The organism is Spirosoma harenae (assembly GCF_054776975.1).
The window spans coordinates 501072-518686 of record NZ_BAAHBD010000008.1 but is presented as its reverse complement, the minus strand read 5'-3'; the positions used below and the strand labels follow the sequence as shown (position 1 = coordinate 518686).

Here is a 17615-nt window from a genome sequence, read left to right as displayed (position 1 = left end):
TTGAATTGATGAATAGTATGAGTGCTCATAAACATGTTGACATTGGCCGGGAACTACTCTATCCACAGTTCGTCTATCAACTCGTAGAGCAGGTTGCTCAGGAAAATTCCGATCAGGTTGCTGTCGTATTTGGTACGCAGGAACTGACCTATCGTGAACTAAATGATCGGGCTGAAATTCTGTGTCAGGTTATTTTACATACTGATCCTGAGGCTGCCTGGATTGGAGTAAGCACAACACGCAATCTGGAAATGGTCGTTGGGGTACTGGCAATTCTAAAAGCTGGGAAAGCCTATTTGCCGCTTGATCCATCCTATCCTGAGCTGCGTCTTCAACAAATAATCACGGATTCAGGTCTAAAAACCTGCCTGTCGGCAAACGTCGATAAGTCTCTCTTTGATCGGCTGAATTTGCAGGTAATTGCGTCCGATGGCAAGTACGATCTATTGCCAACGGTAACGAGTCGTCAGCAAAGTACAGCCTACGTTTTATACACATCGGGTTCGACTGGAAAACCTAAAGGGGTTTGCATGGGGCATGGGCCTCTCATAAACCTTCTGCAATGGCAGGCCAAACATTCGCAGGCTGGTTTGAAAACACGAACACTGCAATTAGCTCCGCTAAGTTTCGACGTTTCGTTTCAGGAAATTTTCGCAACACTGAGTACGGGTGGAACATTAATGCTGGTTGACGAATCGCTCCGGCTGGATCTAAACGCGCTTCTTCAATTTATTGATGACCAGGCTATTAATCGGTTGTTTTTGCCTTTTGTAGCGCTTCAGTACCTATCTGAGGCAGCGGTTAGTTTAAAGTTGTTTCCGAAACAACTTCGCGAAGTAATGACGGCTGGGGAGCAATTAAAAATTACGCCCCAGGTTGCTCAGTTTTTCTCGGCGCTGCCCGGTTGTCTGTTGTTTAATCAGTACGGTCCTACAGAGTGTCACGTAGTTACGCAATTGACCTTGTCTGGTGATCCTGCCGAATGGCCTGTTTTGCCGAGTATTGGCTCGGTAATCGATAACACCAACGTATTTGTTGTTGATGATAATTTGAATCTGGTTCCTGATAGTGAAGCTGGCGAACTTTGTTTTGGTGGAGCCTGCGTAGCCGAAGGATATCTGAATCAGCCTGAACTGACAGCCGAAAAATTCATCGAATTGACAATCCCGAATCGGGGCCGTTTGCGTGTTTACCGTACAGGCGATCTGGGCCGTTTGCTATCGGATGGCACAATTGATTTTTTAGGCCGTCGCGACGATCAGGTGAAAATTCGTGGGCATCGGGTTGAGTTGGGCGAAGTAGAAGTGGTTGTCAATCAGATTAGTGGAATTAAACAGGCTGTCGTTGTAGCGCGCGAAGGTGTAGGTGGTCAAAAGCAATTAGTTGCGTATCTGGTTTCGGCAAATGGGGAAACCAATACATCGGCAATTCGGAAGCAACTTGATGATAAGTTGCCGGATTACATGATGCCATCGGCGTTTGTGTGGCTGGATGAGTTACCCAAAACGACCAGCGGTAAAGTCGATAAAAAACAGTTGCCTTTGCCCGAACGGAAACGACCTGAACTAGCGGTTGCCTATCGGAAGCCCAAAACTGACCTCGAACAAACCATCGCCAGCGTTTGGGTGGCTTTATTGGAACTAGATAAAATTGGGCTGGATGATAACTTTTTTGAGTTGGGTGGTAATTCCCTCCTGGCCCAAAAAACAGTTGCACTGCTGAAAGAACGCCAGTACACGTTACCCGTTACGAAGCTTTATCAATACCCGACCATTGCCAGCGTTGCGGCTTATTTACAACCCACAAAATCAGAAACAACGGGGCGTTCTTCGGTCGAAACGACGAAAGGACGAATCCGAAAATCAGAATCTTCTGATTCGGATATCGCTATTATTGGTATGGCAGGTCGTTTTCCAGGAGCCAATACCATTGACGAATTCTGGACATTGCTAAAGGAAGGGAGAGAAACAACTCGTTTTTTCACTGATAGCGAGCTGGATGCGACTATATCATCTAGTCTAAAAAATGATCCCCTGTATGTAAAAGCTCGTGGAATTATTGATCAAGTCGATCAGTTTGATCCGCTTTTCTTTGGCTTGTCGCCGAAAGTAGCGCAGCTCATGGACCCCCAGCAACGTATCTTTTTGGAAATTGCCTGGGAAACGCTGGAGCAAACAGGTTATTTGCCTCAACATTATGCGGGTCGAGTGGGGGTGTTTGCCGGTTGCGGAAATAACACATATTACCTGAATAATATACCCGGTCATAAAGAGCTGATTAATCAGGTGGGCGCGTTTCAGGTGATGACTCTGAATGAGAAAGATTACATTGCTTCCCGAACGGCCTATCAGTTGAATTTAAAAGGTCCTGCTGTTAGTGTTTACTCCGCTTGTTCTACCTCGTTATTAGCTGTCACTCAGGCTGTCCAGAGTATTCGTAATGGGCAGTGCGAAGTAGCGTTGGCGGGCGGAGCTAGTGTGACAACACCCGTCAACAGCGGTCATTTGTATCAGGAAGGCGCCATGTTGAGCCAGGATGGACATTGTCGCTCATTCGACGCAAGCGCTCAAGGCACAGTTTTCAGCGATGGAGCTGGGGTTGTGTTGTTAAAAAATCGGGAAGCCGCTCTTCGCGATGGCGATACAATCTATGCTGTTATTAAAGGCGTTGGGGTTAATAACGACGGAGGAGGTAAAGGCAGTTTTACCGCACCAAGTTCCGAAGGACAGGCCGGAGCAATCGAGATGGCGATTGCTGATGCTGCCATTGACCCGTCCACGATCAGCTATGTAGAAGCGCACGGAACGGCTACACCGTTAGGTGATCCCATTGAAATAGAAGGATTAACGCAGGCTTTTGGCGAACAAGCAACGCAGCAGTTCTGTGCGATTGGTTCCATCAAAAGCAACATGGGGCATTTAACCGCAGCGGCTGGTGTTGCCGGACTTATTAAAACAACGCTGGCGCTGCATCACAAACAAATTCCAGCATCGCTGCATTACACAAACCCGAATCCGGCAATTGATTTTGCGAATAGCCCATTCTTCGTCAATACAGAACTGACTGACTGGACTTCAAACGCAACTAGTCCACGTCGGGCAGGTGTAAGCTCGTTTGGCGTAGGAGGAACCAACGTACACGTTGTACTGGAAGAATTTGCCAGTGACTCTCAGGAATCAGGCGATGGGCGACCAGTACAATTGGTCACCTGGTCGGCGAAATCGTTGGCGAGTTTGGATACTTATACGCGAAAACTGGCTGATTTTTCGGGTCAGACAGAAATTTCGAACTTAGCTGACATTGCCTTTTCACTACAAACGACGCGGGCCGATTTTGCTCACCGTCGATTTGTTTTAGCTACTTCAACCGCTGAGCTTCGGCAAAAATTACAGGTTGATACCACTAAAATACCTACGACCAAAGTAGATAGTAAGCCCGACGAGATCGCGTTTTTGTTTCCGGGGCAAGGCGCTCAGTTTCTGAACATGGGTCGTGGATTGTACGAGAATGAGATCGTATTCCGCAACGCCGTTGATACTTGCGCGCAACTGCTGGAAAATCATCTGGATACCGATATTCGGCAGATCATGTATCCGGATGTAGTCGATAGTACGAATGAGCAACTCTTGAAAAATACACGCTATACGCAACCTGCCCTCTTTGTGACAGAATATGCGTTGGCGCAACTCTGGATGAGTTGGGGGATCGAGCCTTCCGTATTGTGCGGCCATAGTATCGGTGAGTTTGTAGCGGCACACCTATCGGGCGTGTTTACGCTGGAAGATGCCTTGACGCTGATAACAGCCCGAGGGCGCATGGTGAGCGAACTACCCAAAGGAAGTATGCTTTCCGTACGGATGTCAGCTGATTCGGTAATGGCGTTATTGCCCGAAACACTATCGATGGCAGCTGTCAACAGCCATAATCTATGCGTTGTGGCTGGTACGGATGAAGATGTTGCCGATTTTGCCCGGTTGCTTGATGAACGGGACATCCCGAATCAGCCACTAGCAACTAGCCATGCGTTTCATTCGGCAATGATGGATCCAATTGTCGATCAATTTGCCAAGGTTGTCCAGACTGTCTCGCTAAATAGACCGCAAAAGCCGATAGTTTCGACTGTAACGGGAGCCTGGATGACTGATAATCAGGCAACTGACCCTCGTTATTGGGCTGGACACTTGAGATCAACAGTACAATTTGCCAGCGCACTCGATACAATTATTGGCCTTGAAAATCCACTCCTCCTGGAGGTTGGACCAGGGCATGTTATGGCTACGCTGGCTCGTCAGCAAATTGGTAAAAAACCGATACCGGTTTTCGCAGGTCTACCGAATGTGTCAGACTGGCCAGCTGCCTGTCAGGCTATTTTAACGACACTGGGGCAACTATATCTAAATGGCATTGAGCCAAATTGGAACGCATTTTATAAAGGGCAGCAACGAATAAAAGTGTCTCTGCCGACCTACGCCTTCGATAAAAAATACTGTTGGCTTGAACCTATCCAATCGCACATGGAAGTAGTCTCTACCCAATCAATTTCTGAGCGTTCTCAGAACCTAAATAACCATACCAAGTTTTCGGATAACCTGGTTAGTGATTTGGTTAATCAGCAACTTGCTGACTTTCATCAACCGACACCGAAGCTGGACCGAAAAGCGCTGCTGATTAACCAAATCAATCAACTTCTGGAAGATGCTTCGGGCATTGAAATGGAGGGCGTTTCATCCGATACAAGCTTTCTGGAAATAGGACTTGATTCGTTATTGCTGACGCAGGTCGCGTTGACGCTTAAAAAAGAATTCGGTTTACCCATTACGTTCCGCCAATTGACCAGTGATTATACATCGCCAGATCAGTTGGCCACGTATCTGGATCAGCAATTGCCACCTGAACCGGCACCTGTGGCACCTCCAACCACAGTAGCGATACCAACGCCTGTTAATTATGTTAGTCAGCCAATAATGACTGCCTCGGTAACAGCAGCTCCAGCGAACCCAGCACTTGATCTCATTGCGCAACAGTTGCAACTGCTTGCCAAACAGATCGAACTTTTACAAGGAGGAAGCGCCACAACGGTGGTGCCACCCAGTCCACCAACGGTTCAGCCACCTCGCCCGGTCGCTCACGTTACGAGCCCACCACCGATTGTTCCCAATGGACGCAGCTTTACGGATGCGTCGGATTTGACGGCAGAAGAGAAAGTAGAACTCAAAAAACCATTTGGTGCTACGGCCCGTATTGAACGTCAGGCATCGACGTTAGGCGAGAAACAGCAGAAATTTCTACAACAGTTTACCGATCGATATACGCAGAAAACAGGCAAAAGCAAAATTTATGCCCAGCAGCATCGGGCGCATATGGCCGATCCACGCGTAGTATCGGGTTTCCGCCCCCACACAAAAGAAATTGTGTATCCATTGGTAGTCAATCGATCGGCTGGAAGTCGGCTGTGGGATATTGATGGTAATGAATACATTGATGCCTTGAATGGGTTCGGATCGAATATGTTTGGCTACCAGCCTGACTGGATAAAGAAAGCCTTACATGAGCAGATCGAAGCCGGATTTGAAGTCGGACCACAGCACGAACTGGCGGGTGAAGTAAGCCAACTAATCTGCGAATTAACTGGAACTGAGCGTTCTGCCTTATGCAATACAGGTTCAGAAGCCGTTTTGGGAGCCATGCGCGTAGCCCGAACGGTAACGGGACGATCGTTGATTGTCGCTTTTTCGGGGTCATACCACGGTATTGTCGATGAAGTTTTAGTTCGAGGAACCAAGAAACTCAAATCATTTCCGGCGGCTCCCGGCATTATGCCTGAATCGGTGCAGAACATGCTGATTCTGGATTACGGTACCGACGAAAGCCTGCGAATTATCCGCGAGCGAGCGCATGAACTGGCCGCTGTTCTGGTAGAGCCCGTACAAAGTCGTCGCCCTGAATTTGTGCCAATTGAGTTTTTGAAACAGGTTCGGACAATTACCGCTAGTTCAGGAACGGCCCTGATATTCGATGAAGTTATCACCGGATTCCGAACCCATCCGGGTGGTGCTCAGGCGCTTTTTGGTATTAAAGCAGATATGGCCACTTACGGTAAAGTGGTCGGTGCTGGCTTGCCGATTGGGGTTATCGCCGGTAAACGTTCCTTCATGGATGCACTTGATGGCGGTTTCTGGCAATATGGTGATGCATCGATTCCCGAAGTGGGAGTGACGTATTTTGCCGGAACGTTTGTCCGACATCCCTTGGCACTAGCGGCTGCCAAGGCGTCGCTAACCTATATAAAAGCTGCGGGACCTGCTCTTCAACAGGAACTTACCCGAAAAACCCAGCGGTTGGCCGACGGTTTAAACGCTGTCCTCAAGGGCTGGCAACTTCCCATTTTTGTGGTTAATTTTGGTTCTCTTTGGAAAATTAAATTTAAAGAAGAGATCCCATACGGTGAGCTGGTGTTTAGCCTGATGCGAGAGCGGGGTATTCACATCTGGGACAATTTCCCCTGCTTTATCACCGAAGCGCATACCGATCAGGAAATCGATATTATTATTGATCGGTTTACAGAAAGTATCAATGATTTAATTGATGCTGGATTTTTTAAAGTTGATTTAGTGCCTTTAACAAACAGTGAAACAATTGGTGTAAATTTTGTTGGAAATATTCCACCGGCCTCTGGTGCCAAACTTGGGCGAGATCGGGACGGTAATCCGGGGTGGTATATTCCTAATCCAGATCAGCCAGGCAAGTTCTTACGAGTTGAATTAACTAAATGACGGATGGCGGAAAGCATTTCGAACGTAAATCTGATTGCTGTTGACTATAATCCGTTTGAGGGTTCCGAGATTGTTGCGTTGGCCCCGGCCAGTGAGCCGCAAATTGAAGTTTGGGCAGCCTGTCAACTCGGCGGTGATGATGCTAGTAGGGCGTTTAATGAATCGATATCCTTACGTTTTGATGGAAAGTTAGATACAATTGCTTTCGAAAAAGCCTGGAAGGCGCTGGTGCAACGGCATGAAGCATTGCATTCTGCGTTTAGTGCCGACGGAAAGCAGATCTGTATTTTTGGCGAAACACCCATTGATCTGGTGTATCAGGATTGCTCAACCAAGACAAAAGCTGAGCAGGAGCGACTCATTGCTGAATACATCAAACAGGATGCCCTTCATGTTTTCAATCTGCTGAACGGCCCTCTGGTAAAAGTTGGTTTACACAAGTTATCCGATTCTGCTTTTCATTTCACGTTAACGGGGCATCATATTGTTTGTGATGGCTGGTCGCTGGGGATTATGCTCCAGGATTTGAGTGCACTTTACTCGGCCTATGCGCAAGCTAAAGTGCCTGATTTGCCCGCTGCACCTACCTACAGCCAATATTCCATTGAGCAACTGCAGTTTGAAAAAAGCGAGGAATATCGCCAGGTAGAGAAATTCTGGCTTGATCAGTACAAAGATTCGGTGCCTGTGTTGGATCTGCCAACTGATTTCTCCCGACCAGCCTTACGCACCTTCGATATTGATCGTCTTGATTTTCCGCTAGATGGCGCCATCGGAGCGGCTGTAAAAAAGATGGGCGCCAAAGCTGGATGTAGTTTTATAACTACGCTGATGGCCGCTTTTGAGGTGTTTCTGCACCGTCTGACTGGTCAGGATGATATTGTGCTGGGCCTACCAACAGCCGGTCAATCAGCTACTGGCTACGTTGGTCTGGTTGGCCATTGCGTTAATCTGTTACCGCTTCGCAGTTTCCCAAAGCCTGAAACTAGTTTCCTTCAGTTTCTGAAACAGCGAAAGGAAGACATGCTGGATGCTTATGAGCATCAGCGATTAACGTTTGGTAGTCTGCTGAAAAAGCTACCCATCGCGCGCGATCCATCCCGTGTTCCTTTAGTTCCAATCATCTTCAACGTTGATATGGGACTTGACGATGGCGTTAATTTTCGAGGACTTACCTATGAACTGATTAGTAATCCCCGAAAATACGGGGCCGTTGATCTCTTTCTGAATATCAGCGGTTCCTCGAAAACGGCCTCCTTGATTTTCGAATGGTCGTACAATACCCAGCTATTTAAAGAAGCGAGCATCGGCCGAATGATGGCTGAATTTGAGCGGCTTCTGAAAACGATTGTCGATGATCCATCGATTCTGATTGAAGATATTCCGCTGGCTGATGAGGAAGATCAAAATCAGAAATTATCGGATTGGAATGATACCACTGCCGACTATCCTCGCCATACACCATTGCACGTATTACTGGATAAAACAGCCAAAAACTATCCGGATAAAACGGCATTGGTTTTCACGAAAGAGGCTTCCGGTTATCCGAAATATACCTATCGCGAACTGAACGAACGGGCGAATCAGATTGCTCATGCGATCCGTAAACGAGGAATTGGTAGTGGATCTGTAGCCGGAACACCTATCGTTGGGGTTCTGCTGGATCGGACACCCGATTTAGTGATTACGTTGCTGGCGATTCTGAAAGCCGGTGCTGCCTATGTCCCCATCGATCCAGAGTATCCTCAGGATCGAATCGCATTTATGCTGGCCGATTCGTCGGCTACCATGCTGATTACGTCCCGAAAATATCAGGCAATCGAACAAACCAGCAATCAGCATACTAAGGTCGTATTGTTAGAGACGATTCTAACCGAATTGGCTCAATATCCGACTACTACACCAGAGGTTAAAGTAGCGAGTTCGGATTTGGCGTATATTCTGTATACATCGGGCTCTACTGGCAAGCCCAAAGGTGTATTGATTGAGCATCGGAATCTGGTGAATCTGCTCTATAGCATGATTAGCTGGCCCGGTATTACGAAAGATGACGTTTTACTGGCTGTCACTACTGTCTCGTTCGACATTGCCGGGCTTGAATTGTACCTGCCATTATTAGTTGGAGCCACGGAAGTACTGGCCGATTCTGAAACAGCGAAAGATGGACGGGCGTTGCTGGAAGCGGTTCCTACATATGGCATCAGTTTTATTCAAGCCACTCCAATTACGTATAAAATGATGCTGGCTGCAGGGTGGGAGGAACGCTTGCCGTTGAAAATCCTGTGCTGCGGAGAGCCGATGTCGAAAGATCTGGCTCAGAAAGTAACGGCTCGTTGCGATACGCTCTGGAATATGTATGGTCCGACCGAAACAACCATCTATTCCACTGGAAAGCAGATTCTGGCCAGCGACGAGATTATTACCATTGGCAGACCCATTCAAAATACGCAAGTATATATTCTGGACGAACACCTGAATCTGTTGCCAGAAGGGAGCGTTGGCGAAATCTATCTGGCTGGCGATGGCGTTGCGCGCGGGTACCTGAATCGTCCTGAACTAACAAGCGAAAAATTCGTACCCAACCCGTTTGATCCTGCGAAAAGCCGTACGATGTACCGAACGGGCGATTTGGGTAAATTCATGGACGATGGAGAGATCCATTGCCTGGGCCGCATCGATCAGCAGGTAAAAGTCAGAGGGTACCGGATTGAATTGGGTGAAATAGAACATGCTTTAGTCACACAACCGGGCATTAGCGAAGCCGTTGTTCTTGCGCGTGAAGATCGGCCCGGCGATCAGCGTTTGATTGCATACCTAGTTGCAAAGCCACCGCTTTCTGAATCGGCTTTTAATAACCAGATTCGCGTATGGCGAAGCAAATTGCAGGATTCATTGCCATCGTATATGGTGCCAACGGATTTTGTGAGTTTGCCGCAACTTCCGATTACTCCCAACGGGAAGATTGACAAAAATGCGTTGCCGAAACCTGCGTCGGTGGTAGCGGCTGAAAAGAAGGAGCAGGCAGAACCCGCCACACCTACTGAGAAACTAATCTCGTCAATCTGGAAAGACGCGTTGCATCTGGATACTATCAGTATCGATACTGACTTTTTTGAGTTGGGAGGACACTCGATGATCGCTGTTCAGGTGATGACCCAGCTCGAAAAAGAAACGGGGAAACGACTACCCTTATCGACCCTACTGACGTATCCAACAGTTCGGAAATTAGCCCAATTGGTTCAAACGGATGAAAAGTCAACAGCCTGGAAATCACTGGTGCCTATTAAACCACAAGGCAGTAAGGTACCTATTTATATTATCCACGGTATCGGCCTTAACCTGCTCAATTTCAGTAGCTTGATTAGTTATATGGATGCTGGGCAACCGATCTATGGCTTACAGGCAAAAGGGCTGGACGGTGAGGACGAACCACTGGACAGTATGGAAGAGATTGCTGCTTTCTACATAACGGAAGTGTTGCAGCAAAATCCCACAGGACCTTACGCAATTGCCGGGTATTCCTTTGGTGGGTATGTGGCACTGGAAATGGCTCGCCAGTTGAAAGCGATGGGGAAGGAAGTGAAGCTGCTGGCGATGTTCGATACAAATGCTCAGGAATCCGACACAAACAAATCACTGGGTGATTGGCTGCAACGTAAGATTCTACGTCAGTTCCCTAAATTGATCTGGTTTACGCGTTCATTAATTCGGCAGCCCATCACAACGTTGCGTTATCAGCAGGAGTATGTCGCACGCCAGGTAGATCGTGTGTTAAAAGCTACAGGTGTACGAAAAGAGCCTGAACCAGAGGTGGTTGTGCTTGACCAGCTGAATAAAATTATACAAAAACACGAAATCGCTTTCGAGAAGTACACTATGAAGCCTTACGATGGGATTGTAGATCTTTTCAAAGCGCAGGTACGACTTTATTTTGTGGACGATAATAAGTTTTTAGGATGGAAAAAATACGCTATAAAAGGCGTACGCGTACACAACGTGCCCGGCGACCACGAACAGATGCTTCTACCGCCTAACGATAAAATCTTTGCAGAAACCTTGCAACGCGCGCTTGATAACGCGTAATCTTGTTAAAGCTTCTTAATTCCTATTAGGCTATTGCGAAACGGTCTATCTTTCCTGAAATGATCGGAAATGCTACCGTTTCGCGTCTTATTGATTTTATACAGACAACTTTATCCGCTGACCATTGCCACGTCTCTCCTAATGTGGCTAGTGGCTGAATGCCCTACATTAGGGTCTGAAAAATTTCTGTCTTTTATAACGAAATTTATTTGGTTACGTAGCCTGACTCAGCTTCTAATCTGGTACCTTTTTCGATCCACTAATCGGAAAGGATTTGTTTTTTATCATCACTTTGGATTCTCTGAGATTCAATTGGCTGGTGGAGTCTATCTAGTTGATCTTCTGATTTTTGGTGTATGGATTTGCCTGACAAGCCTTATTCTTCAGTAACAAAACTGGAAGCAGACGGTATTTGGTTAGAATATGAAAATCGTAGAATTCTACAGAATATCTATCTCCGGATTGATAAAGGCCAGATTGTTGGCTTATTAGGTCGAAATGGGTGTGGCAAGACGTCGTTGCTAGAAGTAATATACGGCACCAAGACTACGCAAAACAGTTCCGTTCGTATCGACGGAGCTTATGTTGGTAAGTTATACCAGAGTAGAGGTTTGATTGCTTATCTGCCACAGAAGGGCTTTGCGCCGAGTCAATTAACTGTCGAAAAAGCTTTATCGCTTTACCAATCCAACCTTACGGAAGCGAATGATTATTTCCCTGAATTGAATGGCTTACTACCTTATCGATTTAAGCAGCTATCCGGTGGGCAACAACGTCTAGTCGAAACCATCATGGTCATCACAAGTCCAGCACCATTCATCATGTTGGACGAACCTTTTTCGAACGTAATGCCATTACACGTCGAAACCCTAAAGGCTTGGCTTTCTGTCTTGAAAAATAGAAAAGGAATCCTGATTACAGACCATTATTACCAGGATGTATTAGCGATCAGCGACAAGCTCTACTATTTGAACATGAATGGCCGCACCATTCCGTTAGAACACCCACTGCAACAGTTGAAGGATTTTGGCTATATAAACTAAACGCTTTTTAGACGATTGAATTTGTTAGTTGAGCCGTAGATCGAAATGACAAAGTTGATAGTCTCAGTGAATTTTCAGCGCGTTAGCCTGCTCTGGTGAAAGGATTGTAGCTCGTATTTCAGGATAACGATCATGAATGCTACCTAGCGCATCAACTACCCAATCGCGATCAGCTTGATTAATGATGGGTGAGCCGAAGTGCGTGATCAGAATGGGTTTATGCCGGATGCTATACGAAATGTGTAATCGAATGGTATTGTGCATCAGCTGATATTGGGCCGCGAAAGAATGCTTTGGCAAATCATCAACCACAACTGGGCCATTCACGACATCAAGTCCCAGCCAATCAATATAGTCTCCGCTGGGGTAGTGATTGACAAAAGTTGACGGTTGCGTAGGACACCAAACCCAGGTTGCAGAAGTCATCTCTTGCTGTTGAAAAAGCTTGACAATGTGTTCCCAGACTTGCTTGTAAAGTGCCAGCGTTTTGTCCTGCCGAGTACCCCAGGCATGCGAAGTATCGTCAAATTCAGGAGCAAAGCTTAGTAAGAAGGGATGCGGATATTTTTTTAATTGATTCGCAAATTTTAGCAACACATCGTCATGACGGCCTTGTTGAAGATTAGTCAAAAAGGCCTGTAACTCCGTTTCCGATGCGGGACGATTTGATACGCTGGCTGTAAATGCAGGTTCCAAATAGAGGAGAGGCAATTGATTGGGCTGTCCTGACCAATTGGGTTGGGTAATGGAAATATTCCCATTAGCAGCTACCAAACAGTTGAGATGTTGCGGAACGATGACCTGATCAGGAACTGGAATCAATTTCCTGACAGGTTGATTAGCTGGTTCCAGCCCGTAATAAAACGGTTGAGTAGTCGCGTAACGAAGTTCATTAGGGAGTTTCGACGTTTTTTTACGGCTAGTGTATGCTACTAAACCTGTTGTCAAGACCATCCATAGAACAAACAACGGAATGGCCGATAAGCGTAACCAACGGTAGAAGCCGTACCGAATATGCCAGAAAGCAATACGTAGCGGCCAGAAAATGGGCTTTTGAAACGAAATTCGGGGAGCTACCCAGTTTTTAAGTTGCCCCAGCAATTTCTCCTGTCCAATAAGTATGTTCAACCCCAGAATCACGACGTTCAATAATCCAAAACCGATCATGAGTTGGGAAAATACGTTGCTGATCGCAAATCGTCCGTAGTGGTAAATGCTGTAGCCGATAGCCCCAAATGTGACGAGAACCATTAAGATATTGGGCAAACAGAGCACAAAATTGTTTTGGGGCCGATCACGTTTGGGCGTAGGCAGATAGGGAACGTCAACCCGAAAAATCGTATAAACCAGCCCTAATAAGTAAACCCACCAGGTACCACTGCTCAGAATACCCCCAAGAATATGGAATCCAGCTTCATCTTTTTCAATCAACCAACGCTGTGCGTATTGCCTGATCAGAAAAGCAGCTACCAATAGAGGAACGTAAGCGGTGGCGAAAAGCAGCAAATCCAGCCGAAGCGGTAACCGCATGGTGATGAGCGAAATAATCGGAATCAACAGATCTATCAATTGTACGACGCCAAGCAAATAATACATCGGCATCGTGAGGTAATGCAATCGTTGACGCCACGATAATTTGCTGACTATTTTTGGATAGGTAGTCACCAATAACTCAAACGTTCCCCTTGACCATTTCAACTGCTGTTTGAAATACGCCGACAACGTGCTGGGTACCAAGCCATAAGATAAGGGTAGCGGTACATACGCCGATTCCCACCCTTGTGCATGAAGCAACATAGCCGTATGCATATCCTCCGAAAGACCAGGTGCATGTCCACCAATCGAATCAAGGGCAGCCCGCCGGAACGTACAGTTAGCCCCAATAGCCTGCGCCGTTCCATAGTTCCCCATACAGGTCATCATGGGGCCGTAAAACGTGTAGGTTTGCTCGGCGGCACCGTAAGCAACTAGACTTTCTTTATGGTTGTAATAGCCTTGTACGCATTGTACGAACCCAATTTTTGGATTCTCGAAATAGGGGATTACGTGATCCAGAAAATCAGGCGCAGGTACGTGATCGGGATCAATAATCAGGCATATTTCACCTGTAGCTTGTTGAAGTGCATTGTTAATATTCCCCGCTTTGGCGTCTTTTTTATCAGTACGCGTTACGTGAATAACCCCCATATCATCACATATCTGGCGGAGGTAAGGATCGTTTGCTTCGTCGCACAAATAAGTGGAATGTGGATACGACATCGCCTGAACAGCACGTAATGTATTGATTACCATGTCGTGCGGTTCGCCGGGACAAAATGTCGTGAATACATCGACGCTCCAGGTACGAGTAGCGGGTGGGGGAGAAGAAGGGACTACGTTCCAGTAGTGATACCATTCATGGAGTAATCGAAACAGCTTGAACGTAACTGAAATCGTAAGCAGAATAAATAGCCAGCTATAACCCCGATTGCTTGGCTGAAAGTAGACAGCCAGGAATGCGACCATAAACAGCAGACCTACCAGAATGAGCAGGTGAATACGTCGTTTATCGCTTGGTTTAAAGGCAAAGTTGTACGCTTCGTTCGGAGAACGTTTGGTAGAAGTAAACCAGCTCATAATGGGTTAGATTGTATTGCACTCCTGTAAATAGGGAATAAACCTTATTTGGGCAGGTTGACTCTGCATAAGCCAAGTCAATTCCTGATTAATAGTTCGTTAATCAGTAGGATAAAGTCTGATCAATACATTGACACATTGTAGTCAATTCATCAATCTTATTAATTATGACGTTAAAAGATGGCTATAGTCAAGATTGAGATAGTATATTTTTTTCTCGGCCGAATTGCCTCATAGTCAGAAACAATCCAATTCCTCACAAAAGCCCTTGACGATAAGCTTTTAAATCCGATAACGAGAGTTTATAAGCTAAGGTCAATACGGCATATGTTGCTCCTCCCAAACTGATTTCAACGAACGTATTTACCAGTCCTTCATTTCCAGCAAACGTTTTGTAAAGGCTAATAAGCCCTACCATGATCAGACAGAAAATGGTGGGCTTTGCGATATTTTTCAGAAAATCGCTCATGAAATCGCCAATCAGGTAATGGACCATAGCAAAATTGACGACCATATTCAGGAAAGTGGCCAGCAAAAAAGACGCAGCTATTCCCGTTATGCCCCAATAAGTACCAAATACATAGACCAATGGTATTTTGACGATCACTGTGCCCAGGTTGAGGTAGAACAATAAATTAGGTTTCCCCTTGGTAAAAGCAACGGTGTAGAGTGGGTGACTTAGGCAAATAAACAGCCCCACAAAAACAAAAAGCCGGATTAGGTCGATGGTTTGCTCCCAACCAGGCCCATAAATTAAAGGAACTACGCTATCGGCCGTAATAAATAAACCCGCCAGCAGGGGCATATTACAATAGCTGATAAAATCCAGAATTTTCAGATACGATTTTTTCAGATCAGCCGTATTGTCTTTCATCCGGGCCAGAATTGGATACGCCACCTGTAAAATAATCGGGTTTAGTTTCATGATCGGGAATACACACAGCTGATACGCAATGGTGTAATATCCGAGCATTTTAACCCCCAGCATACCGCCCAGAAAAATATTGTCAGAATTTGCCTGAACAAAGCCTAAAAAACCATCGCCCATGTTGTAAATCCCAAAGCGGAGGTGTTCACGAACCTTACTAAGGTTGAAATATAGCTTCGGAAAGAAGAACCGAATGCCAAAAGTGATTTGTAACACCGATTTGACTATTTGCATCACCAGCGAGCCAATAATGAGCGATAACTCATGGTAGCCACTATAAGCCAAGGCTATTGTCACGGCAGTACCAGCAACAGATCCGGTAATGTCAATGATCGCTACAGATTTAAATCGAAGCTCTTTTTCGAGCAGGAACATATAAAGTTGCCCGAAATAAGCAATCACGAAATAATAGGACGATAGGTTGAGAACGCGATCTAATTTGGGTTCGTGATAAAACGCGATGATAAACGGACTACTGAGATGGATAACAGTAAAGATAAATAGGCCAATCAGTAGATTTAAATAATAAAGCGTTGATAAGACGTCGCGATCACTTTCCTGTTTATAAATAATTGAATTGGAAAACCCAAGGTTGGCAAATACCTGAAAGAAGGCAATAATCAGGTTGCTGACGCTGACTATACCAAAATCGGCAGGGGCTAATACACGAGCCAGTACGGCTATCTGCAAAAACTGAAACGAGGTGGAGATGGCTGTGGAAATGGTAATCCACTTCCCCCCGTTCATTGCTTTCTGTGTGTTACTCATTTAGATAATCTACTTAGCATTTCAAGCTGTTGATGGATAGTCAATAGCTCAAGGCTTTATAAAGTCGGGTGCTTCTTACGGGTTTAGACTGCTAAATCGCAAAATGGTCAGTAACACAAACAATGATTTTGTCATGCCGCACCGGCGGACCGCATAGCAGGACAAAGTCTACTTTTCTAACGTATCAATAAAACGCGTCCTGTTTGAATTTGCTTGTTCCTGGTCGATGCGCTCGATTGGCGGGTAATGATCCAGGTATATGGCCCGGCTGGACAAGGCATACCACCAAATGTTCCATCCCATTGCTCAGCTGCATTCTGACTCGTGAAAACCGGATTTCCCCATCGATTGAAAATTTTTACTGAATAGGAATTGGCAGCTGAAGCCCGTAAAAAGAAAGCTAATGTATCATTTACACCGTCGTTATTGGGCGTAAAGGCATCAGGAACATACACAATTTCGGGTGGAGCTGCACATTCGCCACAGGGTTTTAGTTGAATATCGTCGATCGCCATATCATTTCCGCAGCCATAATCACCCTGATGATTGACGAGTTTTATGATGACCTCATCTGTCGTTACAGGAACCGTAAACAGAGTTGAGTAGCGTCGCCACGTAGGTGTTTCAGTTTGATCAATCAAGCCAATAGCTGTTGATTGAATCAGTACTCCGTCCTTTGTTTCTACGTTGATGGATAAATTGGGAATCAACGCTTCGGAACAGGTATTGGGCCGGAGTAAGTTTACAACCCAGAACGAAATTTCGTAGTTAGTGCCTCTACACAAGTAAGAGACGGGCTGCTGATAAAATGTGCCGGGTTTGTTTCCACCATTGACAACCAGCATATTACCCGTTCCATTACTTGTTGTATGATCACCCGGAAGATTATGCCAGGTCGAATTAAAACAGGTGCCATCCACAGAATTTAAAACGGCGTACTGACCATCACCCGGACAACTGATCGGCTCAAATTCATAACTCGTGAAATCAGCGATGGAAATAGGACTGCCAGCAGTACTAAACGATTGATTGATCAACACTTCGCCAGATGGGTAGTTACAAACCTGAGCGTTTATGGATAGGGGAAAGACACAAAAAATACAGGCAATCATATTGATCGCTACACGCATAAGAAGCAGAAGACGTGTCCTAATTCGTTGACAGGGCATAGAAGCCATACCTAATTCTTGTGACTTCAGTACATTAATTTGGTCACCATATGGTCAGGTGATTTACCTGTCTGTAGTTGCACTATCATTTTGAGTAACTTGATGTAGTATCCATTGCATATGGCTAAAACAATACTACCAGAATCAATTATTTCTGTTACGAACTTTCAGGAAATTTCGTGGCTTTCCTGGTCACTATGTTCGTTTAGGGATCAATTGGCTGTGTTTCAATTTC

General features: G+C 45.9%; 6 protein-coding genes. 3 read left to right on the top strand and 3 right to left on the bottom strand.

All coding sequences use genetic code 11. From position 1 onward, the window contains the following. Positions 1–17: 17 nt before the first annotated feature. The 3 genes from ACYVE4_RS10460 to ACYVE4_RS10450 all read left to right on the top strand — a co-directional run bounded on the left by ACYVE4_RS10460 (position 18) and on the right by ACYVE4_RS10450 (position 11899). Complete coding sequence (locus ACYVE4_RS10460) at positions 18–6773, top strand: amino acid adenylation domain-containing protein (protein ID WP_461039661.1); 6756 nt, start codon at positions 18–20, stop codon at positions 6771–6773. 3 nt (positions 6774–6776) lie between these two features. Continuing rightward, entirely contained in the window at positions 6777–10856 is a 4080-nt protein-coding gene (locus tag ACYVE4_RS10455; RefSeq protein WP_461039659.1) for an amino acid adenylation domain-containing protein, read from the top strand. 356 nt (positions 10857–11212) lie between these two features. Next, positions 11213–11899: an ATP-binding cassette domain-containing protein gene (locus ACYVE4_RS10450; protein ID WP_461039657.1), complete on the top strand. Its 687-nt coding sequence runs from the start codon at positions 11213–11215 to the stop codon at positions 11897–11899. A 63-nt stretch (positions 11900–11962) separates the two neighbouring features. Here the strand turns inward: ACYVE4_RS10450 and ACYVE4_RS10445 are convergent, their stop codons facing one another. The 3 genes from ACYVE4_RS10445 to ACYVE4_RS10435 all read right to left on the bottom strand — a co-directional run bounded on the left by ACYVE4_RS10445 (position 11963) and on the right by ACYVE4_RS10435 (position 17341). Next, a complete protein-coding gene (locus tag ACYVE4_RS10445; RefSeq protein WP_461039655.1) occupies positions 11963–14515 on the bottom strand; it encodes a glycosyltransferase in 2553 nt (850 codons plus the stop codon). A gap of 256 nt (positions 14516–14771) precedes the next feature. Then, positions 14772–16211 (bottom strand): MOP flippase family protein, encoded by a 1440-nt coding sequence (locus ACYVE4_RS10440; RefSeq protein WP_461039653.1) that lies wholly within the window; start codon positions 16209–16211, stop codon positions 14772–14774. Between the two features lie 176 nt (positions 16212–16387). Then, the gene (locus ACYVE4_RS10435; RefSeq protein ID WP_461039651.1) at positions 16388–17341 is read right to left on the bottom strand and encodes a T9SS type B sorting domain-containing protein; all 954 of its coding nucleotides are present in this window, start codon (positions 17339–17341) and stop codon (positions 16388–16390) included. Between the last annotated feature and the right edge of the window lie 274 nt (positions 17342–17615).